Origin of the sequence: Agrobacterium larrymoorei, from assembly GCF_013322225.1 — a bacterium.
Lineage (GTDB): Bacteria > Pseudomonadota > Alphaproteobacteria > Rhizobiales > Rhizobiaceae > Agrobacterium > Agrobacterium larrymoorei_A.
Genome location: NZ_JAAMFB010000027.1, coordinates 249,881 through 276,054, shown reverse-complemented (window position 1 = coordinate 276,054; position 26,174 = coordinate 249,881). Strand labels below are relative to the sequence as shown.

Below are 26,174 nucleotides of genomic sequence, written 5' to 3'. Positions count from 1 at the left end.
AGCCATGTTGGAGCCCATGTCTACGTCGAACCCGAAACGAGTTCTTGTTACCGGGGCAAGTTCGGGGATCGGAGCAGAGATCGCGCAGAAACTACTCTCCACGGGATGGAACGTGATCGGCATGAGCCGATCAAAGCCTGAGATCGAACACAAACGCTTCTCCTTTCTGCCGGTCGATCTCAGTAGCAGGGCGGCTCTGGAAGACGCACTTTCGCAGATCGCCGACCTTGATGCTCTCGTCCACGCCGCAGGTGTTCTGCGCGTCGGCGCCGTCGGTTCGATCAACCTCGATGACGGTCAGGACATGTGGCGTCTGCATGTGGAAGCTTCCACACAACTGATAGACCGCCTCGCGCCGCGTCTTTCAGATGGCGGAAGGATAGTGCTGCTTGGAAGCCGGACGGCTCGTGGCTCGGCTTCACGAGCGCAATATGCGGCGAGCAAGGCGGCGATGGTGGGGCTCGGAAGATCCTGCGCCATCGAGCTCGCGCCTCGCGGCATCACTGTGAATATCGTCTCCCCTGGAGCAACGGACACACCGATGCTGAAGGACCCCAAACGCGCGGGTGTCGCGCCCAAAATGCCGCCCATCGGTCGATTGGTGAAACCGCGGGAGGTCGCAGCGCTGGTTTCATTCCTATTATCGGACGATGCCGCTTCGATCACAGGTCAGGAAATTCTCGTGTGCGGCGGGGCGTCTCTCTGAAGTATGAGACGCCATCACACGCGGCGTCCATCCTCTCCGAAAATGTGGGCATTCGCGAGATCAAAGGCGAGCGGAACTGTTTCTCCCATGCGCAGCTGCTTCTGGCCTTCAAGCAGGACCGTGACCGGCTGCCCGTCCGCCGTATTGGTATAGATGACGGTCGAGCCGCCCAGATGCTCCACAAGTTGAATGCTTCCATCGCCAAGGCTTGCCGATTGCGAAGTCGGCTGGATATGTTCCGGGCGAACGCCGAGAGTAAGCCTCTCGCCGTCCCTTGTCTCTAGCGGCCGGTCGAGAACAATCTGCCTGCCCGCCACATCGACAGTGCGGCGCGAACTGTCGGATGGCGAAAGCCTTGCCTCCAGAAAGTTCATCTTCGGAGAGCCGATGAAACCGGCGACGAACTGGTTGGCCGGGTTGTTGTAAAGATCGAGCGGGCGACCGACCTGCATAATGCGGCCATCGCGTAGCACCACGATCTTGTCGGCCATGGTCATGGCTTCCACCTGATCGTGCGTCACGTAAATCATCGTGCTGCCGAGGCTTTGGTGAAGCTTGGCGATTTCGACGCGCATCTGCACGCGCAGTTCCGCATCGAGGTTGGAGAGCGGCTCATCGAAGAGGAAGATTTTCGGCTCGCGGACGATGGCACGACCAATCGCGACGCGCTGGCGTTGACCGCCGGAGAGTGCCTTTGGCTTGCGCTGAAGCAAGGGGCCAATTTGCAAAATGTCTGCCGCCTTTTGAACGCGAGCCTCGATTTCTGCTTTCTTGTATCCAGCAGTTTCAAGGCCGAAGGCGAGGTTCTTGTAAACACTCATGTGGGGGTAAAGCGCGTAGGACTGGAACACCATGGCGATACCGCGCTTGGACGCTGCGGTCTCATTGACCCTTTCGCCATCGATCTTCAACTCACCGCCAGAGATCTCCTCAAGACCCGCGATCATGCGCAGCAGCGTCGATTTTCCGCAGCCGGAAGGCCCGACGAAAACCGTGAACTCGCCGGGCTCGATTTTCAGATCAATCCCATGAACGACCGGCAGCGCGCCGTAACGCTTGACGATTTTTTCCAGAGTGATGCTACTTGCCATGCTGATGCTCCCACCCTGTACTCAAGGCCGCCAGGTCATATATTTCGGATGCCCTCGGCCAATAGGAAGGGCAACATCGGAATTGGTATCGTTCGAATGATAGATCGCTGCCAGTAACTCCAGAGAGCGCTGGGCGTCATCCGTGTTGACGGGTGGCCGTTCGCCATTCTCGAGCGCTTGATAGAAGGCCTTCATCTGCCCGTTAAAGCGCCTGTGGACGGGCGGCATGCTCTTCAATAGCTCATCGATCGCTTGGCCTATCTCCTCATTGGCCGGAATGATCTTCCATGGGCCATCCCCCGGAGCATAGGCGGAATTGTTGCTCTCGAACGTGACGTTCTCGAATGCGAGACGCAGGCGGCTTATTTCCTCCTGCGACCCGAGCGTGGCTGTTGCGGAAACCAGCGCGCCGTTCTTCATCAGAAGGCTTGCGGAAACGCAGTCCTCCACTTCGATTGCGTTGACCCGCGTCGCCGTCCGGGCAAAAACCCGATCCACCGGCCCCATGAGATAGGTCACCATGTCATGGAGATGGATGGCATGTGTCATCAAGACGCCGCCGAGTTCCGTTGCCCAGCGCCCGCGCCATGGATTTTCATAATAATCCGCGCCGCGCCTCCACAACGTCTCGGCGGTTCCGACATACGGCTTACCTGCAAGGCCGCTTTCGATGATGCGACGGGCCTGCTGCACCCCTTCGCCATAGCGATACTGAAAGATCGGCATCAGCTTGCCCTTGGCGATCTTCTCCGCTGCCTTGACCTCATCGATTTCCGAAAGCGAACCCGTCAGCGGTTTTTCGCATACGACATGCTTGCCAGCAGCAAGCGCCTGAAGAATGAGCTGGGTATGGATGGCGGGCGGGGTGCAAATGTCGATAATGTCGATATCGGGGATTGCGATCAATTCGTCAGAGGACGTAACACGGCCTTCGACGCCGAATTCATCAGCAACTGCGTTCAATCTCTCTGTGTTGAGGTCGCACAGCACGGCCACCTCATACTTGTCCGGATGGGCCGAATAACCTTCCTGAATGTGTGATCTGCCGATGCCGCAACCGATGATGCCAACCCTGTAACGCTTAGGCATTCTTGCCCTCCGCAATCTCTTGGGCACGCAGCGCAATTTCCATAGCGGCAAAGCAACGCGCCTGCGGCATGGCCGTCTCGGTGCGGTTACGGATATCGTTCAGTAGCTGCGGGCCGTAAGGCAAGGCTACGTCCGAACAGTTGATATACTGCACGCCATTTTTATCCGTCAGGAAAAGATGATTGCCGCCATCGCGTCCCGCAACATCGACATTTTTGCGGATTTCGATGGCACCATCCGTACCAGTGATGAAAAGGCGGCCATCACCCCAGCTCGGCAGGCCATCCGGCGTAAACCAGTCGACGCGGATGAAGCCATCTGCCGTGTCAGTCGACAGGTGGATATCGCCGCTATCCTGTAAGCCCGGCCATTGAGCATTTGCGCGATTGGAGACGGTGGCGGAGCGGATCGTCGCAGTTTCCGAACCTGTGAAGAACAGGAACTGTTCGCATTGGTGCGAAGCAATATCGACCAGGATGCCGCCATAGCTCTCTCGTTTGAAGAACCATTCGGGCCGGGTTGACGCACGCAGGCGATGCGGGCCGAAACCTGCAGTCGAGACGACCTTGCCGATAGCGCCCGCAGCGATCAGATCACCTGCCTTTACGGTCGCACGATTTTCGAAATGTTCGGAATAAAGCACGGAGAAGATGCGGCCGGTTTCTGCTTGGACACGCTTTACTTCGGCAAGCTCTTCTAGCGTCACCATCCCGGGCTTGTCGACCATAACATCCTTGCCTGCTTGCATGGCGCGGATGGCGATATCGGCGCGATCTGCCGGAATGGCGGCGCTGATGATGAGGTCGATACTGCCGTCCTCGATCAAGCGGCGCTGATCATCAACGCGCGGCGCGTCAGGGTATTTTTCCGAATACTCTTTCGCCAGATCATCTTCCACCGCATAAAAACCGACGAGTTCGGCTCCTGCATTCAGAAGGCAGTTCGTCTGCCCGTAGATGTGGTTGTGGTTGACGCCGATTGTCGCAAATCGAATGGGTTTCATTATTTCATGCCTTGATATGTCAGCGCTTCATGCCCGTGGTGGCGATGCCCTCGATGAGAAGACGCTGGAAGAAGAGGAAGAACAGGAAGACCGGCACCAGCGAGAGGTTGGACATGGCAAAAAGTGACGTCCAGTCCGAAGCGCCCGTGGAGTCCACGAAGGATCTAAGGCCCAGCTGTACCGTGTAGGTATTGATATCGTTGAGGTAAATTAGGGGCCCGAAGAAATCATCCCATGTCCATATGAAGGAGAAGATAGCAGCTGTTGCGAGCACGGGCGACGACAGCGGTAGCATGATCTTCCAGTAGATGCGGAACGGGCTGCACCCATCCATCACCGCCGCCTCGTCCAGCTCACGCGGAATGCCGCGGAAGAACTGCACCATCAGGAAGATGAAGAAGGCGTCCGTCGCCAGGTATTTCGGCACGATCAGCGGCAGTGAGGTGTTCACCCAGCCCATTTCCAGGAACAGGATATATTGCGGGATGAGCACGACGTGATAGGGCAGCATCAAAGTGCCGAGCATCAATGCGAACCAGAAATTTCGCCCGCCAAACCGCAGCCGCGCAAAGGCGAAGGCCGCGAGCGAGCAGCCGACGACATTGCCAATGGTTGCCAGCACCGCGATGAAGAAGGAATTCCAGAAGAACTGCCCGAAGCTGACCTGAAGCCCAGTCCAGCCGCGAATATATCCGCCGAAATCAATAGCCGAGGGAATGAGCGAAGACGAGCCGAACAGCTCTTCCTGCGGCCTGACGGAACCCGATATCATCCAGAGGATCGGGTACATCATGGCTATGGACGCGGCGATCAAAATTGCATGAAGGCCAACGGATTTCCAAAGCGGGCGCTGAACATCCTGACCGGGGCGTGGAGCGGTAACATCAGTCATCGTAATGCACCCAATAACGCGCGCTGAGAAAGGAGAAGGCGGTAAAGACTGCGATGATGACCACCAGTATCCACGCCAGCGCAGACGCATAACCCATGCGGAAGAAGCCGAATGCTTCCTGATAGAGATAGAGCGTGTAGAACAGCGTCGAGTTGATCGGCCCGCCGGTCCCTTCAGAAATGATGAAGGCGGGCGTGAATGCCTTGAACGCCTCGATTGTCTGGATCACCGCGTTGAAGAAGATGACCGGGGTCAGGAGCGGCAGCGTAATGCGGAAGAACTGCCGCGCTTTACCCGCACCATCCATTTCGGCTGCCTCATACATATCCTGAGGGATTTGCCGCAGGCCCGCCAGAAAGATGATCATTGGAGAGCCGAACTGCCAGATCGACAGAATGACGAGCGTGTAGATCGAATAATCCGGGTTTGAAACCCAGCTTGGGCCTTCATAGCCGAAAGCCTGCCAGAGCAGCATGTTGATGAGGCCATCCGAGGCGAAAAGCTGTCGCCACAGAACGGCAATGGCGACGCTCGAACCCAGCAGCGATGGCAAATAGAAGATCGCGCGATAGAGTGTCAGCCCCTTGATGCCGCGATTGAAGGCCATGGCGACCATCAGCGCGAAGATGAGTTTTAGTGGTACGGACAGCAGCACATAGGTGAATGTGACATGCATCGAGGCCGCGAATTTCGGATCGGCAGTGGCGATGCGAACATAGTTTGCGGCACCCACCCAGTCTGGAGACTGCAACAGGTCGTAATTCGTGAAAGACAGATAAAGCGAAACGAGCGCCGGTCCGAGCGTCAGGCCGAAGAAGCCGATCAGCCAGGGCAGCAGGAACATGTAGGCATGGAAATTTCGGTCGAACATGCGGCGGAAGCCGCCCTGTTTCTGGAGAGCCGCTGAGCGACCCTCCCCCTGTATCGCATCAGATCCAAGCGCCATTGATCATTACTTCCGCTTGATGACGGTTTCCGACTCCTTGACGAGACGCTCCCCACCCTCTGCTGGCGTGATGCGTTTGAAGGCGACTTCCTCTGCTGTCCGTTTCAGCACGAAGGCGAACTCGCCAGCACCCGGAGGCGGCGCTGGCGGCAGCGGACCGACATTCGGCGTGACTTCCGCGATGTATTCCACCATCGCCTTGCTGACATCGTTGAGCTTGGGGCTAAGCTGGTTGCGCATCGATTCTGAGGCCGGAACACCGCGCTCGACGCCGAGAATATCTACACCCTCGGGAACGGCGACCAGGAAATTGATGAAATCGACTGCCGCCGCCACATTCGCACTGCCCGCCGCAACACTCATCAACATCGACGGCTTGAGATAATGGCCGGATGGCGAATCCGCCGAAATTTTCGGGTAGGAGGTAATCGAAAGCTTGGCTTTGTTGACGGCCTGGTAGCCGACGAACTGGTTGGAATGGGCGAAGGCCGTCGCAGCCTTGCCGGTGGTCAGTGCGTTGCTTTCGATGTTGAGTTGGTCGAGAGCCTGAATGTCTGCCGGAACGCAGGCCCCGGCCTCGCGCATCTCATGCCACATGGTGAACCAATCGGTCGCGTCCTTGGCATTATAGCCCAGGCCACCTTCTTCACTGAACAAAGCCTTCTTCTGCTGACGCAGCCAGTTTTCAAAGCTTGGCTCCACGCCGCTGGCGTCCGCTGTCGCATAGTAGCCAGGCTTTGGCTTGTTCTTACCGAACTCGGCTGCATTCTTGGCAAACTCTTCCCAGGTCTGGCCAGCTTTCGGTGCCGCCACACCGGTCTTTTCCCAACCCGCAGCATCGTAGAACACCGCGCTCGAGTTCACACCCAGATTGATGCCGTAAAGCTTGCCGTCGACGCGACCGGAATCGATATTTGGCGCACCGAAATCGTCGATTTTCAGGGATTTTCCGAGATATTCATCCATCGGCGCCAAGGCACCACGGCGGGCATATTCGAAGATATAGCGGTAATCCATCTGGATCAGGTCAGGCGCATTGCGGCCCGCAACCTGCGTGGCGAGACGCGGCCAGTAATCCGACCATCCCGCAAATTCCCCGGCAATATCGATATCCGGCTTGACCTGCTTGAAGGCGGCCAGCGCTTTGTTGGTGCGATCTGCGCGTTCTTGCGAGCCCCACCACAAGAGGCGAAGACGGGCCGCTTGCGCGAAAGCCGAGCCTCCCCCCACCGTTGCAAGAGACAACGCGGCCAGACCGGCGGACAATACAGTACGCCTTTGAAGCATCACGGACATTGGCAACTCCTCCCAAATTGACTGCCAAATTGATGATGAAAGTAAACGACACTTGCCGTTTTATAACTAATTGGTTACATGGGATCATTGATCGACACCATTGTCAAGCGGCCTTTAGCAATGAATGATGAAAGCAAATCGGTCCTGCCCGACGAAAAGCCTGCGACGACAAAAACGTCGGCGGCTGGCGGGAAACGTGTGAGTACTCAGCCGCGAAACCCGGAGCGCACGCGCGCTGCCATTCTTGAAGCGGCACGCCGGGAAGTTGCTGCCAAAGGTCTCGCAGGTGCGCGGATCGATGTGGTCGCAAGACGCGCCGGCACCAACAAACGGATGATCTATCACTATTTCGGAGACAAGGACGCGCTGTATCTGGCGGTTCTTGAGGACGCCTATCGGCATATCCGCAACGCCGAACACAGGCTTGATCTGGCGCGCAAGCAGCCGGTGGAAGGCCTGCGCGAACTTGCCCTGTTTACCTGGCACTATTTTCTCGACCATCCCGAATTTCTCAGCATTCTTGCTACGGAAAACCTCAATCAGGCCAGATATTTGCGGCAGTCCAGCAATATTGCCGAAATGCACTCGAATTTCATTTCTGAACTTGAAGGCGTGCTGAAGCGCGGCGAAGTTTCTGGAGATTTCCGTGCGGGGCTGGATCCGGTGGACGTCTATCTGACGATTGCGTCGCTCGGTTTCTTCTACCTGTCGAACCGGTTCACCCTGTCGACGATCTTCCAGCGCGATCTCGCGGCACCGGCAGAGCTGGAACGCTGGGGGCAGCATATCGTCAATACGGTTATTGCTGCACTGCGGCCGATCTGACTGCTCGGCCTAAAATTATCGAGCAGGAACAAGACCTCAGTTTTGTGCAACTGCGAAATGTGTATGAATCTTTGCTGCTTACCCGATTTTCACCGATTAGAAATCACCACCTCATCAATCCTATCGTGGCTCAAAGCCTCTTGACATCGGTGTGAATTCGCGACCACAAATAACCAAATGGTTACAAGTGACCAAGTGGAATTGCTACGACCCGTCGGGAGCGGGCCGGTTTGGGAGGAAGTTTCATGAAACGTATCGGCGTCATCATGCACGGCATCACCGGACGCATGGGCTATAATCAGCATCTGGTCCGCTCGGTTCTGGCCATTCGCGATCAAGGCGGCGTAACGCTCAAAAGCGGCGAAAAAGTCATGCTCGATCCGATTCTCGTCGGTCGCAACGCCGAAAAGATCGAGGAAATCGCCAAAAAGCACAATGTTGCCCGCTGGGCGACCGATCTGGACGCGGCGCTCGCAAACCCGGACGACACGCTGTTTTTCGATGCCGGAACGACGCAGATGCGCGGTAGCCTTTTGGAAAAGGCGATCAGGGCGGGCAAGAACGTTTATTGTGAGAAGCCGATTTCCGACAACACGCCGGAGGCGATCGCCGTAGCAAAACTGGCGGAAAGCTCGGGCGTGAAGCACGGCGTGGTTCAGGACAAGCTGTTCCTGCCCGGCTTGCGCAAGCTGGCGATGCTGCGGGACAGCGGTTTCTTCGGCAAGATTCTGTCGGTGCGGGGCGAATTTGGCTATTGGGTTTTCGAGGGTGACTGGCAGCCTGCCCAGCGTCCTTCCTGGAACTATCGTCTAAAAGACGGCGGCGGCATCATTCTCGATATGCTGTGCCACTGGCGGTATGTGCTGGACAACCTTTTTGGCGAAGTAAAATCGGTCAGCTGCCTTGGCACAACGCATATTCCGCAACGTTTCGATGAGCAGGGTCGCGCTTATGTAGCGGATGCCGATGATGCGGTCTATGCCACGTTCGAACTCGAGGGCGGCGTGATTGCGCACATCAATTCTTCATGGGCGGTGCGCGTGCGCCGTGATGATCTCGTGACGTTCCAGGTGGATGGCACACATGGTTCGGCAGTTGCCGGGCTGACGAAATGCTTCACCCAGCACCGCACCAACACGCCCAAGCCCGTCTGGAACCCGGACCAGCCGCAGACAATCGATTTCTACAAGACATGGCAGGAAGTGCCGGACAATGTGGTCTACGACAATGGCTTCAAGGCGCAATGGGAAATGTTCGTGCGCCATCTGGTGAATGACGAGCCATGGCCTTACGGGCTGATGGAAGGCGTGAAGGGCGTTCAACTTGCCGAACTCGGTATCCAGTCATGGAAGGAACGCCGCTGGCTCGACGTTCCGGCAATCGTCTGAGGAGACGACGGATGACCGAGCTCAAGTTGCCGAACGAAGACCGCTCCATCGCGCTCTACAAGCTGACCGGCACGCCGATCGCGCTTGAAAAACGCAGTGCCGCCGATTTCAACCGCATAGCTTTTGCCGCAGCCCATGTGGTGGCCGATCCTTTTGCTGAAAACGATCCATGGCTAACACCCGCAATCGACTGGGAAGGAACCTTGCGCTTCCGCCACCGGCTCTGGGATCTAGGGCTTGGCGTTGCCGAGGCCATGGACACAGCGCAACGGGGTATGGGATTGGCTTGGCCGCAGGCGCAGGAACTGATTCCCCGCGCTTTGAAGGAAGCATCGACACGCGGCGATGCGTTGATTGCCTGCGGCGTCGGCACCGAGCATCTGACCGGGACCGACTATACGTTGAACCAGATTGTCGATGCCTATCACGAGCAACTGGATTTCGTTCAGGGGCAAGGCGGGCGCGTCATTCTGATGGCAAGCCGCGCACTGGCCGCCAGCGCCAAATCACAAGATGATTATCTCGAAACCTATTCCAGGGTTCTGGCTGGCGCCAATGACAAGGTTATCATCCACTGGCTCGGCGAAATGTTCGATCCCGCGCTGGAGGGTTATTGGGGTTCCAGCGACCACATGGCTGCGATGGATACATGCCTTGAGATGATTAAAGCGAATGCCGACAAGATCGACGGCATCAAGATTTCGCTTCTCTCCAAGGAAAAGGAAATCACAATGCGCCGTAAGCTGCCTGCGGGCGTGCGCATGTATACGGGCGATGACTTCAATTATGCGGAGCTGATTGCGGGTGACGAACAGGGGCATTCGGATGCGCTGCTCGGCATTTTCGATGCCATCGCGCCCGCGGCCTCCAAGGCTCTTGCGAGCCTGAAGAGTGGAGCGAACAACGAGTTCTTCGATATTCTGGAGCCGACCGTCGCGCTGTCGCGGCATATCTTCAAGGCGCCTACCCGCTTTTACAAGACGGGCGTCGTTTTTCTTGCCTATCTGAACGGCTTGCAGGACCATTTCACCATGATCGGCGGCCAGGAAAGCGCGCGTTCCACCCTGCATTTTGCCGAACTGTTTCGCCTCGCCGACAAGGCAAATGTCTTGGCCGATCCCGATGACGCAATGGGGCGCATGAGAGCGTTTCTCGCCGTAAGAGGCGTTCATTGAGATGGCCGACGCACCAAACCTGAAAGTCGTGGATGCCGCCATTTTCGAGCGGCGTCTGACGATGCGCATGCCGTTCCGTTTCGGTGCCGCGACCGTTACCGAAGCGGCACAAATCTTCGTGTCGCTGACCGTCGAAGATGCGCCAGGACGGACGAGCAAGGGTTACGCGGCAGAGCTGATGGTGCCGAAATGGTTCGACAAGAACCCGGCGCTCAGCAACGCCGATAACGAACAGCAATTGCGCCGCTCAGTGCACATCGCTGTCGACCTTGCAAAGAAGTCCAAAGCTGCGACGGCGTTCGGCATACATGCTTTGCTGGAGCCGGAGCAACATGAGCGGGCAGCGTCTGAAGAACTAAACGGACTTATCGCCTCCTTCGGCCTTGCGCTGGTGGACCGAGCGATTCTCGACGCTCTTTGCAGGCTGCACGATTTGCCGGCGGTCGAGGCGATCCGCCATAATCTTCCCGCCATCGACAGTTCCACCACACCGGATCTTGCAGGCTTTAACGTCAATGACTTCCTGCAAGCGCTCAAACCGCGGCAAAACATTCAACTCCGTCATACGGTGGGCTACATCGACCCGCTGATGCCAGAAGAGATTTCCGGTGCCCGCCGCAATGACGGTTTGCCGGAATGCCTGCAGGAAGAGATCGACAGTTACGGCGTCAAATATTTCAAGCTGAAAGTTTCGGGCAGACCGCAGGAAGATACGCAGCGGCTGAAAGCAATCGCTACCGTTTTGGATCAATTGCCGGAATACAGGGCGACGCTGGACGGCAACGAGCAGTCTGAAGACGAGGCCGCCGTCATTGAATTAATGGATCGGATCGAGGCAGAACCCGCTCTTGCCCGTTTGCGCCGATCACTTTTGTTCGTGGAGCAGCCGATCTCCCGCGCAGTCGCACTTTCTCAGCCGGTGGAAAGATTGGCTAAGCGTATTGCGCTGGAAATCGATGAGTCGGATGGCACGCCAGATGCCTTCCTTAAGGCGAAATCCCAAGGCTATTGTGGCGTTTCATCCAAATCCTGCAAGGGTTTCTATCGCTCGCTGCTCAACCGCATGCGCGTGGAAAAATGGAACACCGAAACCTCAGGCGGCTACTTCATGTCTGCCGAAGACCTGACCACGCAGGCGGGCATCGCCGTGCAGCAGGATCTGGCGCTGGCCGCGTTACTCGGCCTCGAACACATAGAGCGTAACGGCCATCACTATGTCGACGGGATGCAGGGTGCATCTCGACATGAGAATGCTGAATGGTTGCGGGACCACAGTGATCTTTATCGCGATGCACAAGGGTGCGCCCGCCTAAAAATAACCGATGGTACGCTTTCGCTTCAAACGGTGCTGACCGCTACCGGTCTCGGCGTCGCTGAACATGCGGCGGCGGCAACATTTCAGGCACTTCAAAAAGGGAAGGATGTCGCATGAGCCTCGAAGGTCTTTCGATCAACTTCGCCACCATCAAGCAAGGAGGCACCTTCGGCGCGCTTGTGGATGCGTGTCTTGCGCATGGCATCACGACGATTTCCCCCTGGCGCGAACATGTTCACGCCATTGGGCTCGATGAGGCGGCTCGGATCGTTGCCAGTAACGGCATTCGCCTGACTGGCCATTGTCGAGGTGGTTTCTTTCCCGCTATTGATGCAGAAGGCCGCCGCAACGCCATAGAAGACAACAGGCGCGCCGTCGATGAAGCCGCCGCCTTGAACGCCGATTGCCTTGTGCTGGTGGTGGGCGGTCTTCCGCATGGATCGAAGGATATTTTCGGCGCACGCCAAATGGTGGAAGACGGTATCGCAGAGCTTTTGCCTTACGCGAAACAGGCGGGCGTTCCCCTGGCAATCGAACCTCTGCACCCCTTCTATGCGGCTGATCGCGCGTGCATCAACACTCTGAAGCAGTCGCTCGATCTTTGCGACAAGCTGGGCGAAGGAACGGGTGTCGCAATTGACGTCTACCATGTGTGGTGGGACCCCGAACTGGAGGAGCAGGTTGCCCGAGCTGGACGCAACGGCCAAATCCTGGCGCATCATATCTGTGATTGGCTGGTGCCCACGACCGACCCGTTGAACGACCGGGGAATGATGGGCGATGGCGTAATCGATCTAAGGGCATTTCGGCGAATGATCGAAAATGCTGGCTTCACCGGCCCGCAGGAAGTAGAAATCTTTTCTCACACGTGGAATGCCAAACCCATTGATGAGGTTTTGTCGACAGTGATCGAACGCTTCAGAACGGCTTGCTAGTTAAAGTTATGCCACCTCGGGCGACCTTTTCTTGAGCGCGATATATTCCCATAGCGCTACGAGGAACAATGTCGCAGCACTGGTTATCTGCAGCACGTAAAGCGGCATCGCCGGAAAGAGAAGCAGCACGGTCAGGACGACGATCCCGGCAATATGGGAGACCGGCCGTACGTAAGAAGCCGCCACCTTAACCCATATATTGCCAGCGAGAAAAAGGATAGGCCCGCCGACGATTGCGGCGGCCTCTCTCAGCGTCGAATAATCCTGACTGTGCGACAGGCTAAAATCCTCACCCACCGCAGTCAGGATGACACCTGCGACGATCGGCAGATGACCGTAATTGAAGAGTGACTGCACGATGCGCTCGGGCTCAGCTGAGTCCTCCACCTTTTCCGAAACTTTTTCCTGCCCGTGATGGAAATAAATCCACCACATGAAAACCGTGCTTGAGAAAGCCGAACAGAAGACCGCGAACGTCAGGCTGGAATTCATATATTCAGCCGCAGTCTTGCCTGTCGTGAGAATGGTTTCGCCAAGGCAGATGATAACGAAGAGGGCGCATCGTTCTGCCAGATGCTCACCGGAAAGATGTAGCTTCTCATCTTTAGCGGCATGCATTCCCGGCACGGGATAGCGCAGCGACGGCGCGATGTATTCGATGGCAATGGCGGCAAGCCAGAGAGCGATCCGCCACTCAAGCTGCTCGGCCAGCCCGCCTGCGATCCAGAAAATGGCTGAAATAGCCAGCCAAATGCTGATGCGTCCGAACGTCTGGGAGTTTGCGTGATCCACGCCTTTGAAAACGTAAAGCCCAAACATAGAGCGGCACAGCTGCATGACGCTATAGATCGCAGCGAAAATCAGCCCCTGTTCAGAAAACGCCTTTGGCAACGCAATGGCCAGCAAAACGCCACCGAACATCATCGCAAAAAGCAACATCCTGACCGGACCGCGCTCGGTATCGAGGAGGTTGGTAAGCCAGGTGGTGTGCACCCACAGCCACCATAACGCGAGCACGAGTATGCCAGCCTCTAACAAGGCTGTAGGTCCGAAATCCTTTGTTAGTGTCTCGGAAAGCTGGATGAGTGCGAACACGAATACGAGGTCGAAGAAAAGCTCTGGAAACGTTGCCTTCCCGGTGTCTTCATCCTCACGGCGAATAAGGTCGTGTCTCCCCGCGACGCGCGTATCCTTGGTGTCCATCCCGCCGTTACCCCTGATATGCGGCAAATATTAGTTATTGTCGGGCGGAAGCGATGCTTCCAGTCGCACGGCCTCTCTCTGCAATGCATCAGCTCGACCGATAAGCTCAATGTCCTTGTTGCTTTCAGGATAGAAACGTGGTCCCACCATTCGAACACGCCTGCCTGAAACATCGATGATATACTGCGCCTGCGAGGTATGCGACTCGGCTTTCTTAAGGCTGGCGCCAAGCTCGGCTGGGCGTTTGCTTTCCAAGCTACTAACCTCAAAATTTTGCGCCATCGCTATCGTGGTGCCAGTCAAAAGTAAGCAGGCGGCAGCACTCCAGGCGAACCGGTTCATCATTCTCTCCATCGGGCTAAATCGTTGGAGAAACAACATATGACTGTGAAATTAGTTCCAGCGAACCTATGGCAACAACAAGAGATACTTATCGTGTAAAACCCGCGCGGGCAGTGGAAAATATTCGGAAACTTGCATAAACAGGTCTACATACGCTCTTCCACATTCATTTTAAAATCGCTGAGGAATTCGTTGGTAAAATTGTCTCCCTTCGTTCGCCGAACGTTGATCATGCTGGGACTGGGCGTGGCGCTTCTCATCGGCATGGTGGGCGCATCGTTATGGCTCGTGCAGGCGAATGATCGCTACTCCCAGGAAACCGCTGAACTCCGTCGCGTGCGTGCATCTATTCTGGACGTTTTGACGACGGTTCAGGATGCTGAAACCGGCCAGCGTGGCTTTCTCCTGACCGGAGAAGAGAAGTACCTTACCCCGTACCGAGAGGCAGAAACCGCGCTTAACGAGAAGCTCGCCCGACTTTCACAGCGCATGGACAACGGCCCGGAATACACCGCAAGCCTGTCAAATTTGCAAACGGCGATCAGGGCTAAAATGGCCGAGATCGGCAGAACCATCGAACTGGTTAAATCCGGCGCCACGGACGAAGCTGTTGCAATAGTCCGGGACGATACCGGCCTTCTTTACATGCAGCAAATCCGTAGCACACTGGATGAATACCAGACGCTCACAGATAATCGCCTGCGCATTATCGTTGCCGACCAGCTTGCCGCCGCGAGCAATCTTCGCTGGGTGACGATTGGCGGATCGGTAGCCATTATCGCGGTTGTCGGCGGTGCCATTACTCTGATCTTTAAATATGTCGGCGAACTCATGCGCTCGCGTGAGGAAGTAGACGCGCTGAACCAGGGGCTGGAAGAACGCGTCAACGAACGCACGACAGACCTGATACGCGCCAATCAGGAAATCCAGCGTTTCGCTTACATCGTAACACATGACTTGCGAGCGCCCCTAGTCAACATCATGGGCTTCCTCTCGGAGTTCGAGGCTTCTTTGAAACCGATTGAAGCTTACGTGCTTGCTGATGGAAAAGCGCTCTCCGAAGGACAAATCAAGGAAGCGCGGCTTGCCGTAGAGCAGGACTTGCCTGAGGCTATCGGCTTCATTCGCTCGTCTACGCGCAAGATGGATCAGCTGATCAATGCCATCCTCAAGATTTCCCGAGATGGACGCCGTAAATTGCAGGCAGAAAAGGTCGATCTGAAGGACTTGCTGACGACCGCGGCGGCCAGTGTGCAGCATCAGGTTTCCGCCGTCGATGGCGAAATCAATGTCGATGTGCAGTCCTTTACTGTCATCACGGACAGAATTTCGCTCGATCAGGTTCTCGGCAACCTTTTCGATAACGCGGTCAAATACCAGATGCCCGGTAGACCGCTGAAGCTTTCCGCGCGAATCCTCCCGCAGGGACGCGGCATCGTGCGCGTGGATATCAGTGACAACGGACGCGGCATCGCGGACGACGATCTGGAGCGTATTTTCGAACTCTTCCGTCGCGCGGGCGATCAGGATCAGCCCGGAGAAGGGATCGGGCTTGCTCACGTAAGGTCGCTAATAAGAAATTTAGGTGGAGACATTACGGTCGCGTCTGAACTTGGCAAGGGAAGCACGTTCCACCTGACCTTGCCAACGGATCTGCGAAAAATCACGCGAGGTAGTGAAGTATGAAAACCACGGGCCAGGAAGTCACCATCGTCATGATAGAGGATGACGAGGGGCATGCGCGTCTCATCGAAAAAAACGTTCGGCGCGCAGGCGTCAATAACGAAATCGTACCGTTCACGCTCGGCAACAAAGCGCTGGACTACATTTTGGGGCCAGAGCGAAACGGCCTCGTCAGCAAGGACCGATATATTCTCGTGCTGCTCGACCTGAACCTGCCGGATATGTCCGGCATCCGGATTCTGGAGCAAATCAAGAGCAACGAACACACAAGGCGCCTTCCAGTCGTCGTGCTGACGACAACCGACGACGAAACGGAAATACAAAAGTGTTATGACCTTGGCGCAAATGTGTATATCACGAAGCCTGTAGATTATGAGGGATTCGCAACCGCGATCAAAAACCTCGGTCTTTTCTTTTCCGTGATACAGGTTCCATGAAGACGTGATGGCGTTACAGGTACTTTATGTCGATGACGACCCTGCGCTTGCAAAGCTCGCCATTCGCGTGCTCGGTCGGCATGACGTACATGTGGAACATGCGCCATCCGTTTCACTCGGTCTGGAGAAATTCAAGGCAGGCCGCTTCGACGCGGTCGTTCTCGATCACTATTTTCAAAGCGGCACTGGGCTCCAGTTCCTGAATGCCATTGGTGAGGAAAGCCGCAACGTACCGGTACTCTACGTCACCGGCGCAAGCGAAGCGCAAATCGCCATTGATGCGCTTAAGGCTGGGGCGGCTGATTACGTTATCAAAACCGTCACGGACGATTTCTTTCCACTGCTGCTGACATCGATACAGCAGGCGTGCGCGAATTTTCAGCTGAGAAAAGAAAAAGAAGAGACGGAACGGCTGCTCATCCAGGCGAAAGAACGGGCGGAACTGATGGCAAAGGAGATGAACCACCGCATCGCCAATAGTCTTTCGCTCGTTTCGGCCATGATCCGCATGCAGATGAATGCCGCCTCAACGGACGAGGCACGCACCGCGCTTTTGGAAACGCAAAGCCGTATTTCTGCTATTGCGGGAGTGCATCGCAGTCTCTACACGGCGGACAATATGGGCGTCGTCGATCTCGACGCCTACCTCTCTTCCATCATCAACGAACTTGCCAAATCCGTTCCTGACAGCGAAAAAATCCGCATTTCGACGGACATGGAAACCATCAAGGCAGCGCCCGATCAGGCGGTCGCTCTCGGCGTCATCGTGACGGAACTGACGACGAATGCGCTGAAATACGCATATCCCGTACATCGCGGCGATATCCGTATCCGCCTGAACAAAATGGGCGAGAAATTCACACTCACCGTCGAGGATGATGGCGTGGGAATGAAGGCGGGAGCGAAGCCTACCGGCACCGGTCTCGGCACGAAGCTCATATCCGCCATGGCCCAAAGCCTGAAGGCGAATATCGAACAAGGCTCGACCACTATCGATGGCGGCACACGCATCTGCGTGCAGTGGGAAGCGCCTCTGGCGTGAGGCACTGCCGAAAGATCAATAAGGCATAGCGCCCGGAAGTGCGGCATTGGCAATGACCGGCTGCGATGGAGCAAGCGACGTCACCACAATTGGCGTTCCGTCCGGCACGCGATTGTAAAGGTCAATGATGTCCTGGTTGATCAAGCGCACGCAGCCGGACGACACCGACTTGCCGATGGTCCACCATTCAGGGTTTCCGTGCAGACGAAAAATCGTGTCCTTTCCGTCCTTGAAGATGTAGAGCGCGCGGGCACCGAGCGGGTTCATCAGACCGGGCTCCATACCGCCATTGGCCGCGCTATAGGGAGCCAATTCCGGTTGACGCGCGATCATTTCATCTGGCGGCGTCCAGCGCGGCCACTGTCGTTTATACTGAATAACACCGCGCCCGGACCACTCAAATCCCTGACGACCTAGACCAACGCCATAACGCATGGCCTGATTGTTCTCGTAAGTCAGATAAAGAAAATGATTGGCGGTATCCACGACGATGGTGCCGGGTCGCTCGCCAGTCGGATTCTCAACCATCTGACGGTAGAGACGCCTATCTATCTTTTCATAGGGGATTGCGGGCAGAGGAAACTGTTCGTTCGGCTTGGGACCATAAATTTCGGCATAAAACGGATCAGCCTTCGGTGGCGCGTTGACCGCGACTTCTCTCGAGGTCGCAGTGCAACTGGCCAGCGCCGTCACTGCGAGGCCGCCCGTACCGAGTAGAAAACCCCGGCGCGTGGTGTCGTAGTTACTCAATGTTTTCCTCATTTCACATGCTTATCTTGCGCCCGCGAAGGGGTCGGCAAGGGCCGCGTCAGGGCGGCTGATCGGGTATTTCGTACCTGAAACTTTCTTCGCCATGCTCTCTGCGCCATTGCTCTTTAGAATAGCGCGGAAGCTTGGGTGCATTCCGCCATCGACATAAGCGCTCAAGGCACTCGAAGTTCCCTCGATCACGGCGACATCAAGCTTTTGTTTTTCAGCCGTGAGCTTCGCGGCAATAAGCGGGTCGGGCTGGTTTACCACCGGCGGGCAGGCTGCAAGTGGATCAGCAGGCTCGCCACCTGCGAACTCCGAATTGAACACGTAGCGGCGACCGCAGACGGAAACCTTCGGCTGGCGCTTTGTCACTTCGAAATAGTCGTAGCCTTCCTTCAGAGTGCGCCAATAGCCGAAATTCGGATCATCCTTATAGCGCGCCATGTTCTTCGCCGTCATGCGGAAGGGATAGGCCTGGACTTGGAAACGATCCTGCCCGCCCTTTAATGCCCGCTCCACGATGGCATAGATTTCGCCGACCTGCTGGTCGGTCATGGCATAACAGCCGGAGGACGAACAGGCGCCATGCACCATCAACGCCTCGCCGGTGTAACCCAGCGCTGACTCGAGCCTGTTGGGATAACCGAGATTGAAAGACACGTAATATTGAGAGTTCGGGTTCAGCATCCCTGCCGAGACGTGATAAAAGCCTTCCGGTGCCTGTCTGTCACCACTCTTGGTTTTAGGACCTAGCTTTCCGGACCAGCGGCACATGGGATAGGTCTTGAACAGAGCGTACGCGCCACTCTTGTCTACCTTCCAGACTTCCAGTTCACTTTCCTGCTTGAAAATCCGTACCAGAACCGGGCTCTCCGGCTTCATGCCTTTAGCCGACATGGACGCGACCATCTTCGAAGAAAGCTTGGGGGCCTCTTTCGTCACGCTGTCCAGACCCATGGATGTACACGCGGCAAGGCTTGCGCACACCACGATGGTCGCAGCGGCTTTCAACGATAAGCTCAAGATGCCCCGAAGCCTCGCGGAAACGAAACCGGAAAATATGGAACTGCTCATGGAATGTCTTTGCCCGTCTCTCTATGCGGTTTTGTAAATAAAGAAGGTGGCCGCATGACGGCAACCACCCTTCTGGACAAAGAGTCGTGAATTTACGTTACGAGTTCGTTAATCATACGAACACAAGGAAGTGAGCTGCATTACCGCAGCAGGCCCTGCCCGCCATCGATCCATATCGGAGTGCCGGTAATATGACGCGACGCGTCACTGGCGAGAAAAACCACCAGATCAGCCACGTCCTCGCTTGAACCCGCTTTCCCACCACTTATCGGAATTTCACCATTTGGCCAGTTTACCGGAATTTCAGTTTCATGTCTGGCGCGAATATCGGTGTTGTCGTCTATTTCGGTATCGATAGCTCCCGGACATATGGCGTTGACCCGGATACCATGTTGCCCAAGCTCCAGCGCCAATTGCTGCGCCATCGCAAGCTGCGCAGCCTTGGTCGCGGAGTATGCGGTTGCTCCCGGCGAAGTAAAAGTGCGCGTTCCATTGATAGATGATATAATGATGATCGATCCGCTTCTGCCAGCCTTCATATGCGGCACTGTCTTGTGCATAGTGAGATAGGTGCCACGAAGATTGACCGCTATCGTCTGGTCCCACTCCTCAGGTTTTAGATCATCTATGGGAGCCCAAACACCATTGATACCGGCATTCGCGACGACGACGTCAAGTCTACCGAAAGTTTCGATCAGAAGATCGACCGCTTCCCCCATCGTCTTCTCATCCGACACATCGGCCAGCAATGTCTTCGCCGACCCTCCGGCATTCCGGATTTCTGCCACTACTTGATCGAGTTCCGATGCTGTTCTTCCCAACGCACCTATTGCGTAGCCTCGCCTGGCAAGTGCGAGAGCCGCAGCCCGTCCGATGCCTGATCCCGCCCCCGTCACCAGAGCGACCTTTTCAACCGTCATCGTTATGTCTCCATCGGCTCATCGTCAAAACACTCCCTCTTTTTGAAGCGATCCTATCGTTAACCTCAAACAAATCAGCTTGTTCCGGCTTTACCAGCGGATAAGTTACACGAATGGATGAAGCTTATTTTTCACGGGACGCCGTCATCGTTGCGAAAGATTTGATCGGCGCAGAGTTCCGTTTCCACAACACCGGCGGAATCATTGTAGAGACTGAAGCGTATCGCCCCGATGATGCTGCCTCCCACAGTTTTAACGGACCGACAGCACGAAATCGCACAATGTTTGGGGAGCCGGGGCATCTCTACGTCTACCGGTCCTATGGAATCCACTGGTGCGCAAACTTCGTTTGCACATCGGGTTCTGCCGTTTTGATACGAGCGCTCGAGCCCACGACAGGTATCGAGATGATGGCGATAAGGCGAGGAACGACGAACGAAAGAAACCTTTGCTCCGGCCCCGGAAAACTGTGTCAAGCGCTGGGGATCAGCGGGCAGAACGATGGTATGTCGCTATTTCAAGAGCCCATATTGCTGAGGCACAATCGCAAGGCAAACATAGTCGCCGGGCCGCGGATCGGTATTACAAAAGCCGTAGATTTGGCTTGGCGCTTCGGGCTTGAAGGGTCGAAGCATTTGAGCAAGCGGTTTCCGGGGAGCTAAAGAACCTTTGGCGGCTCGTCGTTCTCATCCGGGTTTGGTGTTGGAATTTCATCCGGAAGCCCGTCTGGCTCCGGCTCTTTGACCGGCGGCAAATCCGGATGAGGCACGATAGGCTTCGGCTCGCCTGGTGGCGTCTCGGTCGGTATAATCGTCATGAAAAACGGTCTTTCAGATTTGTGCGGGCAACTCCGACATCGAAATCGTCAGCCGGTCCACTGGAGTTCGCCAGCTTGATCCAAGCGACATTCAGGCGTTGCCCGCCATTCTTGGCGCATGAGTCAAACGCCAAGAGAGTGATCTGGTTTCGTCAAAAATCGAGTTTATGCGAAACCGAGCGCGCCACGGGCTACTTCTCGCTGGTGTCCGTAATCACGAGTGTGAGCTTCGTGACCCTGCTCGCGCGCAGTCGTGCGGGTCAGCTGCACTTCAGGAACCTGCAGAAGTGCATCTGCGTAGGTGCCGGTTTCCTCGTCGTTGTCGACAATAGGCTGAGTGGATTTTAAAAAGTCGAACATCGCAACCTCCCATTTGATATCCTAAACGCATCACCTTACGCTACGTTCCCTCCTCATAGCGTTCGTAACGATGCGCCTGAATACAATCTTATAACACGCCTATTTGACAATTCGTTATATGGGACATGCAACTTGTCGCTATCGAATGAGCAGCGCAAAAAACTCAGACACCGCGCTTGTTGCCCCACAGTAGAACATGCAGTTGCGGCAGAACGCGTGCATCAAACCAGCCCTCCGCGCATACCTTGTCCACCAGCCACAACATCCGGTCCATGATGCCGTCGATATCCACGCGCGCATCATCGTCATCAGGCGGCGGTGGCGTGTGGTTTCCTGGCTGGAGATAAACGGCCAAATGCGGGAAACGGGAGGCCGTTTGCCTCGCGTAGGCAAAGTCCTCATCATCGAAGACGACAACTTTCAGCGCGATCTGCGGCTTTGGCCCAGCCGCGACCAGACAGCGTTCGAAGGCTTCCCAGTCGGTCTTCATTCCGCTGGAAGGTGGTTTTGGGCTAAGCACCAGATAGTCGAGTTCTGCAAACCAATCTTTGTCAACGCTACCTTGCGTTTCCAGCGCGAAACGATAGCCCTCATGATGACCTTTTTCGATGAGTTCGCCGAGTGGCTGGATGGCAGGGTTGCCGCCGGAAAGAGAGATCGTCACGGGTTTACCATTCGAAAGCCGCGTCACTTCCGACCAGATCGCATCCACGGTCAACGGTTTCCAGTCTTCGCGATACTCGCTATCCACGGCATGGAGCGTATCGCACCACAAGCAGCGATAATCGCAGCCACCGGTGCGCACAAAAATGGTCGGCAAGCCTATCAACAAACCTTCGCCCTGAATGGTTGGGCCAAAGATTTCGCTGATGCGTATCATGGTTTCTTTCGTACCACTCATGACCGAACCGAGGGTCGATATTCCGCCCAGGTTTTTGCCGTTTCACTGACGCGAACCGCGCTCGTTTCGGGCAGCCGTTCCTTGCACCACTCATAAAAATGCTTCGCCAACCGCTCAGCCGTCACCATGTCGTGGCCAAGCACCTCGTTCAAATGGCGATGATCGAAGCTGTCATCGATGTAGCGCTTCAGCGGTGCAAGCTCGTGATAATCACGCACGAAGCCATGTTCGTTTAACTCCTCGCCGGAAAGCTCGACTTCCACGACATAATTATGGCCATGCAGACGCGCGCATTGATGATCCGCTGGAAGGTTCTTGAGTTGATGAGAAGCGGAGAAGTGAAACTCTTTGGTGATGCGAAACATCAGCGCACCTCCTGCGCCGCATAGCCTTGCGTTGCCGCGACCCAGAAATCCGGATCTTCGTAGTCAGTCGGGTCGGCCACGCCTGCGAGGTGGAAGGCCTCGCGGCGCTCCACGCAGGTTCCGCAGCGTCCGCAGTGGCGCAACCCGCCTTTGTAACAAGACCATGTTTCGACAAAGGGCGTATGATGTTTCGCCCCGTCGGTGACGATATCCGCTTTGGAGACAGTGACATAGGGTGCAAACAGCTTTACATCCGCATATCCCTCCAGCGCGTGCTTTTGCATCGAATTAAAGCTGTCGATAAAGCCAGGGCGACAATCCGGGTATATGAAGTGATCGCCGCCGTGGACGGCAATAGCCACCGCATCCGCCTGCTGTGCAGCAGCCAGCCCGAACGCAATAGTCAGCATGATCGCATTTCGGTTCGGAACCACGGTGGAACGCATGGTCTCCTCGGCATAATGTCCGTCCGGCACCTCCACATCATCCGTAAGCGCAGAGCCCGTCAGATGGGCGCCAATGGTGCGAATATCGATGACATGATGCGGCACGCCGAGCCGTGTGGCGCAGGCTGCGGCGAAGTCCAGTTCCTTTTTGTGGCGCTGGCCGTAATCGAAAGAAAGAAGAGCAACAAGCTCGTGTTCCGCAGCAATTCTATGCGCAAGCGAAACGGAGTCCAATCCGCCGGAGCAGATGACGATGGTTTTCATAATTCAGGATCCCTTGTTTTGACCGGGTGGGCTGCGACCGGATTCAAGGCGCGGCTTTTAGAGCAAAGCCGCGCACATGTGAAGTCCTTTTAGGTTTTCAGACTCGAATAGAGAAACCGCGAGAAATCCGCAGGCTTGCGGCGACCGGATGTGTCGAAAGCGAACATGCCGACGAATGCGCCGGTGAACGAACCATGCTCACCTCGTCCAGCCTCATCCGAAACGATACTGGCGTCCAGTTTAGGAGCGAGCGAATTCCAGTCATTCGCACCAGCTGAGCGCCAGAAAAACTGCAGATCCGCTTCTTCGACCTCAAGCGCGAGCTCGATTGCGCCTTCGGGAACAGCCACACTACCCTCATGAAAGGTCAACCGGCCATTGGGAAAATCTCCCAGGCAGGAAAACGCGGTGACGACGCGGCCCATTTTCTCGTGAAGAGTGACAGCGATGGCATGAAACTTCTGACGATTATAATAGTGCGTAAGGCCCGCAACCTGCTGGTAGGTTTCCGGGGAGAAAACCACCGTGGTTTCCGCACGGAAACTATGATGTTCCTGTCTTCGCGCTACCAGCGCCTGATCGAACCATGACCCTATACTCTCCCTGCCGTATAGGCGGAGGTTTCCCGGAAATTCCTTCAGGCTGAACAGAGTTTCCGGGTGAGGAGAGCGCAGCCATTGAAACTCCGATGGAAGCTTGTCGCTATCGAAACGAGTTTCGGTTTCCTGTGCCTGCGACAAATGCTCCGCACCGGTTGGGGCGGGCACGTCGACGGCCGGCACGACGCTTCCATGTTCCAGATACAGCCAGTCGTCATCCTTCCAGATACATTTTTGCAAACCCGTTTCTCGACCGAGCGTACAGCGCCGCTCGGAACCGATAGGCCGCCCGCACAGATGCGTGTGATAAAACTGCCCATCCGACGTTTCGACATATTGCCCGTGGCCCGCTCGTTGCAGGGGCGCATCCGGGTGGTCCTTGGATGTGATGAGGTGGGTATCGGGGTGCATCTCGTAAGGCCCGTCGATCTGGCGCGATCGGGCCATCGTCACCGCATGGTCGTATCCCGTGCCACCCTCCGCTGTCGTCAGATAATACCAGCCATTGCGTTTGAAAATGTGAGGACCTTCGACAAGTCCAAGCGGACTACCAGGAAAGATATTTTTGATGGGGCCAACGAGATGTCCGGTCTCTGCATCCCATTCCTGTAAAAGAATGCCATCGAAGGCCGGATGCTTTGGCGCACCTCCGTAGCTTTCGGTGCGGTGGTTCCACTGCATATTCATGAACCACTTTCGACCATCGTCGTCATGAAACAGTGAAGGATCGAAGCCTGAAGAATTCACATAGACCGGATCCGACCACTCACCCTCGATCGTCTCAGATGTGACGATGTAATTATGCGCGTCTTTGAAGTTGCCGTCGTAGCGTTTGACATCCGTATAGACCAACCAGAAACGACCATCCGCATAGGAAAGGCAGGGTGCCCAGATACCGCAGCTGTCAGGGTTCCCGCGCATATCCAACTGGCTGGCACGTTCCAGCGGACGACGTACCAGCTTCCAGTTCACAAGATCGCGGGAGTGGTGGATCTGAACGCCCGGATACCATTCGAACGTTGAAGTTGCGATATAGTAATCTTCCCCCACACGGCAAATCGAAGGGTCGGGGTTGAAGCCCGGCAAAATGGGGTTACGGATCATGTGTTGCTTTCCCTCGCGTGAAAGGCGGCAAGAGTTCTTTGCCGCCCATTTTTGCAATCAACAAAGCAGTGACTTTGCCTCTTCGACACCCAACGCTTCCGGTTGCGTGCAGGTTGTCGTCAATTCGATGAAACGGCCTTCCTCACCGGATTTCAAAATGGATGTCATGATGTCGATGCCGTGCAGGGAGCGATCCAAGGAGCAACGTGCATCACGCCCTTCAATGAGCGCCATCGCCATATCGGCAAGGCCAGCCGTTCGATAATTGGCGCGCGGACCGTGCGGGCTCTCCTGATTTGAAATTCCGAACGGGTGGTTCCAGTCATTCAGCGGCTTGATATCCTTGTCTCGTCCGCTGGCTTCCACCACTCCGCCGAAGAAGTTGGGGTCCGGCACGTAAATAGAACCTTCGGTGCCGTAAAGTTCCATATTGGCATGACGATGCGACCATACATCCCAGCTTGCCGAGAGTGTAATTGTTGCGCCGTTCACGAATTCCAGAAGCGCATGAATATTGGTCGGCGTTTCGACCGGAATAATCTGACCATTGAGCGGTTGGCTGGTAACGGTACGCGTCGGGTTCGCCATGGTGGTCAAGGCCCCGACGCGTTTCACAGGCCCGATCAGGTTGATAAGGTTGGCTATGTAGTATGGACCGAGGTCAAGGATCGGACCGCCACCCTTCAAAAAGAAAAAGCCCGGGTTGGGATGCCACATTTCCATACCGGGGCTCATGACATGGCAGGTTCCCGATGTGACGCGACCAATGCCGCCTTCATCGATATGTTTTCGCGCAAGCTGATGTGCGCCGCCAAGGAATGTGTCGGGCGCACAGTCGACAGCAAGATTCTTTTCAGTGGCGATGCGCCGAAGTTCTTCGCCTTCCTCAAGGCTCAGAACCAGAGGCTTTTCCGAATAGACGTGCTTGCCCGCTTCGAGAATTTCTTTCGAAACCTCGAAATGCGCCGCCGGAATGGTAAGGTTGACGACGACGTCGATCTCGTCATTGGCCAGCAATTCTTCGATGGACTGCGCCTTTACACCGAATTCTTCGGCTCGCAGTTCCGCAGCGCTTCTGTTGAGGTCGGCGCATGCCAAAACCTTCAGGCCCTTGAACAAAGGGGATAGGGAAAAATAGGTGGTAGAAATATTGCCGCATCCAATGATGCCGACGCCAAGTTCCTTGGCCATGATCTAACTCCA

28 protein-coding genes are annotated in these 26,174 nt (G+C 55.9%); 10 read left to right on the top strand and 18 right to left on the bottom strand.

The genetic code is table 11. The features are described from left to right. Positions 1 to 4 precede the first annotated feature (4 nt). The gene (locus tag G6L28_RS17740) at positions 5 to 706 is read left to right on the top strand and encodes an SDR family NAD(P)-dependent oxidoreductase (protein ID WP_234902624.1); all 702 of its coding nucleotides are present in this window, start codon (positions 5 to 7) and stop codon (positions 704 to 706) included. A gap of 14 nt (positions 707 to 720) precedes the next feature. Here G6L28_RS17740 and G6L28_RS17735 read toward each other — a convergent pair whose 3' ends face one another. The 6 genes from G6L28_RS17735 to G6L28_RS17710 are packed head-to-tail and all read right to left on the bottom strand — an operon-like array spanning position 721 to position 7,023. After that, positions 721 to 1,797 (bottom strand): ABC transporter ATP-binding protein, encoded by a 1,077-nt coding sequence (locus G6L28_RS17735; protein WP_174065142.1) that lies wholly within the window; start codon positions 1,795 to 1,797, stop codon positions 721 to 723. Positions 1,798 to 1,818: 21 nt separating this feature from the next. After that, complete coding sequence (locus G6L28_RS17730) at positions 1,819 to 2,886, bottom strand: Gfo/Idh/MocA family protein (protein WP_174065141.1); 1,068 nt, start codon at positions 2,884 to 2,886, stop codon at positions 1,819 to 1,821. Then, entirely contained in the window at positions 2,879 to 3,889 is a 1,011-nt protein-coding gene (locus G6L28_RS17725; protein ID WP_174065140.1) for a Gfo/Idh/MocA family protein, read from the bottom strand. Before G6L28_RS17725 ends, G6L28_RS17730 begins: the two co-directional genes overlap by 8 nt. Before the next feature lie 19 nt (positions 3,890 to 3,908). Beyond that, positions 3,909 to 4,781 (bottom strand): carbohydrate ABC transporter permease, encoded by an 873-nt coding sequence (locus G6L28_RS17720; protein WP_174065139.1) that lies wholly within the window; start codon positions 4,779 to 4,781, stop codon positions 3,909 to 3,911. Continuing rightward, positions 4,774 to 5,727 carry a carbohydrate ABC transporter permease gene (locus G6L28_RS17715; protein ID WP_174065138.1) on the bottom strand — a complete coding sequence of 318 codons (954 nt, stop codon included), beginning with the start codon at positions 5,725 to 5,727 and terminating at the stop codon, positions 4,774 to 4,776. Before G6L28_RS17715 ends, G6L28_RS17720 begins: the two co-directional genes overlap by 8 nt. A 6-nt stretch (positions 5,728 to 5,733) precedes the next feature. Beyond that, a complete protein-coding gene (locus tag G6L28_RS17710; protein ID WP_174065137.1) occupies positions 5,734 to 7,023 on the bottom strand; it encodes an ABC transporter substrate-binding protein in 1,290 nt (429 codons plus the stop codon). 120 nt (positions 7,024 to 7,143) lie between these two features. Here G6L28_RS17710 and G6L28_RS17705 point away from each other — a divergent pair, with 120 nt between their 5' ends. The 5 genes from G6L28_RS17705 to G6L28_RS17685 all read left to right on the top strand — a co-directional run bounded on the left by G6L28_RS17705 (position 7,144) and on the right by G6L28_RS17685 (position 12,661). Further along, positions 7,144 to 7,848 (top strand): TetR/AcrR family transcriptional regulator, encoded by a 705-nt coding sequence (locus G6L28_RS17705; protein WP_174065136.1) that lies wholly within the window; start codon positions 7,144 to 7,146, stop codon positions 7,846 to 7,848. Positions 7,849 to 8,093: 245 nt separating this feature from the next. Continuing rightward, the gene (locus tag G6L28_RS17700) at positions 8,094 to 9,236 is read left to right on the top strand and encodes a Gfo/Idh/MocA family protein (protein WP_174065135.1); all 1,143 of its coding nucleotides are present in this window, start codon (positions 8,094 to 8,096) and stop codon (positions 9,234 to 9,236) included. Positions 9,237 to 9,247: 11 nt separating this feature from the next. Continuing rightward, a complete protein-coding gene (locus tag G6L28_RS17695; RefSeq protein ID WP_174065134.1) occupies positions 9,248 to 10,411 on the top strand; it encodes a dihydrodipicolinate synthase family protein in 1,164 nt (387 codons plus the stop codon). A gap of 1 nt (position 10,412) precedes the next feature. Further along, the gene (locus tag G6L28_RS17690) at positions 10,413 to 11,843 is read left to right on the top strand and encodes a mandelate racemase (RefSeq protein WP_174065133.1); all 1,431 of its coding nucleotides are present in this window, start codon (positions 10,413 to 10,415) and stop codon (positions 11,841 to 11,843) included. Beyond that, positions 11,840 to 12,661: a sugar phosphate isomerase/epimerase family protein gene (locus tag G6L28_RS17685; protein WP_174065132.1), complete on the top strand. Its 822-nt coding sequence runs from the start codon at positions 11,840 to 11,842 to the stop codon at positions 12,659 to 12,661. Before G6L28_RS17690 ends, G6L28_RS17685 begins: the two co-directional genes overlap by 4 nt. 6 nt (positions 12,662 to 12,667) lie before the next feature. Here G6L28_RS17685 and G6L28_RS17680 read toward each other — a convergent pair whose 3' ends face one another. After that, entirely contained in the window at positions 12,668 to 13,864 is a 1,197-nt protein-coding gene (locus tag G6L28_RS17680; RefSeq protein WP_174065131.1) for a low temperature requirement protein A, read from the bottom strand. A 30-nt stretch (positions 13,865 to 13,894) separates the two neighbouring features. After that, positions 13,895 to 14,206: a hypothetical protein gene (locus G6L28_RS17675; protein WP_174065130.1), complete on the bottom strand. Its 312-nt coding sequence runs from the start codon at positions 14,204 to 14,206 to the stop codon at positions 13,895 to 13,897. Positions 14,207 to 14,437: 231 nt separating this feature from the next. Between G6L28_RS17675 and G6L28_RS17670 the strand changes: the two genes are divergently transcribed. Genes G6L28_RS17670 through G6L28_RS17660 form a run of 3 tightly spaced genes read left to right on the top strand, consistent with a single transcriptional unit; the run spans position 14,438 to position 17,368 of the window. Beyond that, complete coding sequence (locus G6L28_RS17670; RefSeq protein WP_174065193.1) at positions 14,438 to 15,892, top strand: sensor histidine kinase; 1,455 nt, start codon at positions 14,438 to 14,440, stop codon at positions 15,890 to 15,892. Then, positions 15,889 to 16,326, top strand: coding sequence for a response regulator (locus tag G6L28_RS17665; protein ID WP_174065129.1), 438 nt, complete (start codon positions 15,889 to 15,891; stop codon positions 16,324 to 16,326). The genes G6L28_RS17670 and G6L28_RS17665 overlap by 4 nt, the downstream gene beginning before the upstream one ends. Before the next feature lie 7 nt (positions 16,327 to 16,333). Then, positions 16,334 to 17,368 carry a histidine kinase dimerization/phosphoacceptor domain -containing protein gene (locus G6L28_RS17660; protein WP_174065128.1) on the top strand — a complete coding sequence of 345 codons (1,035 nt, stop codon included), beginning with the start codon at positions 16,334 to 16,336 and terminating at the stop codon, positions 17,366 to 17,368. Between the two features lie 15 nt (positions 17,369 to 17,383). Here the strand turns inward: G6L28_RS17660 and G6L28_RS17655 are convergent, their stop codons facing one another. The 3 genes from G6L28_RS17655 to G6L28_RS17645 form a co-directional block, all read right to left on the bottom strand. Further along, positions 17,384 to 18,118, bottom strand: coding sequence for a L,D-transpeptidase (locus G6L28_RS17655; RefSeq protein ID WP_202033695.1), 735 nt, complete (start codon positions 18,116 to 18,118; stop codon positions 17,384 to 17,386). A 21-nt stretch (positions 18,119 to 18,139) separates the two neighbouring features. Further along, entirely contained in the window at positions 18,140 to 19,195 is a 1,056-nt protein-coding gene (locus G6L28_RS17650; protein WP_234902623.1) for a L,D-transpeptidase family protein, read from the bottom strand. Between the two features lie 140 nt (positions 19,196 to 19,335). Next, positions 19,336 to 20,115 carry an SDR family oxidoreductase gene (locus G6L28_RS17645; RefSeq protein ID WP_174065126.1) on the bottom strand — a complete coding sequence of 260 codons (780 nt, stop codon included), beginning with the start codon at positions 20,113 to 20,115 and terminating at the stop codon, positions 19,336 to 19,338. Between the two features lie 113 nt (positions 20,116 to 20,228). Between G6L28_RS17645 and G6L28_RS17640 the strand changes: the two genes are divergently transcribed. After that, positions 20,229 to 20,777: a DNA-3-methyladenine glycosylase gene (locus tag G6L28_RS17640; protein WP_174065125.1), complete on the top strand. Its 549-nt coding sequence runs from the start codon at positions 20,229 to 20,231 to the stop codon at positions 20,775 to 20,777. Here the strand turns inward: G6L28_RS17640 and G6L28_RS17635 are convergent. The 7 genes from G6L28_RS17635 to G6L28_RS17605 all read right to left on the bottom strand — a co-directional run bounded on the left by G6L28_RS17635 (position 20,774) and on the right by G6L28_RS17605 (position 26,162). Further along, positions 20,774 to 20,932, bottom strand: coding sequence for a hypothetical protein (locus G6L28_RS17635; RefSeq protein ID WP_174065124.1), 159 nt, complete (start codon positions 20,930 to 20,932; stop codon positions 20,774 to 20,776). The two genes, G6L28_RS17640 and G6L28_RS17635, sit on opposite strands and share 4 nt — an antisense overlap. A gap of 165 nt (positions 20,933 to 21,097) precedes the next feature. After that, complete coding sequence (locus tag G6L28_RS17630) at positions 21,098 to 21,292, bottom strand: hypothetical protein (RefSeq protein WP_174065123.1); 195 nt, start codon at positions 21,290 to 21,292, stop codon at positions 21,098 to 21,100. A gap of 163 nt (positions 21,293 to 21,455) precedes the next feature. Then, positions 21,456 to 22,193 carry a 7-carboxy-7-deazaguanine synthase QueE gene (gene queE / locus G6L28_RS17625; RefSeq protein WP_174065122.1) on the bottom strand — a complete coding sequence of 246 codons (738 nt, stop codon included), beginning with the start codon at positions 22,191 to 22,193 and terminating at the stop codon, positions 21,456 to 21,458. After that, the gene (gene queD / locus G6L28_RS17620) at positions 22,190 to 22,558 is read right to left on the bottom strand and encodes a 6-carboxytetrahydropterin synthase QueD (RefSeq protein WP_174065121.1); all 369 of its coding nucleotides are present in this window, start codon (positions 22,556 to 22,558) and stop codon (positions 22,190 to 22,192) included. The genes queE and queD overlap by 4 nt, the downstream gene beginning before the upstream one ends. Next, positions 22,558 to 23,268 (bottom strand): 7-cyano-7-deazaguanine synthase QueC, encoded by a 711-nt coding sequence (queC, locus tag G6L28_RS17615; protein WP_174065120.1) that lies wholly within the window; start codon positions 23,266 to 23,268, stop codon positions 22,558 to 22,560. The genes queD and queC overlap by 1 nt, the downstream gene beginning before the upstream one ends. A gap of 89 nt (positions 23,269 to 23,357) precedes the next feature. Continuing rightward, a complete protein-coding gene (locus tag G6L28_RS17610; protein WP_174065119.1) occupies positions 23,358 to 24,971 on the bottom strand; it encodes a glycoside hydrolase family 43 protein in 1,614 nt (537 codons plus the stop codon). Between the two features lie 57 nt (positions 24,972 to 25,028). Beyond that, entirely contained in the window at positions 25,029 to 26,162 is a 1,134-nt protein-coding gene (locus G6L28_RS17605; RefSeq protein WP_174065118.1) for a Gfo/Idh/MocA family protein, read from the bottom strand. Positions 26,163 to 26,174: the final 12 nt, after the last annotated feature.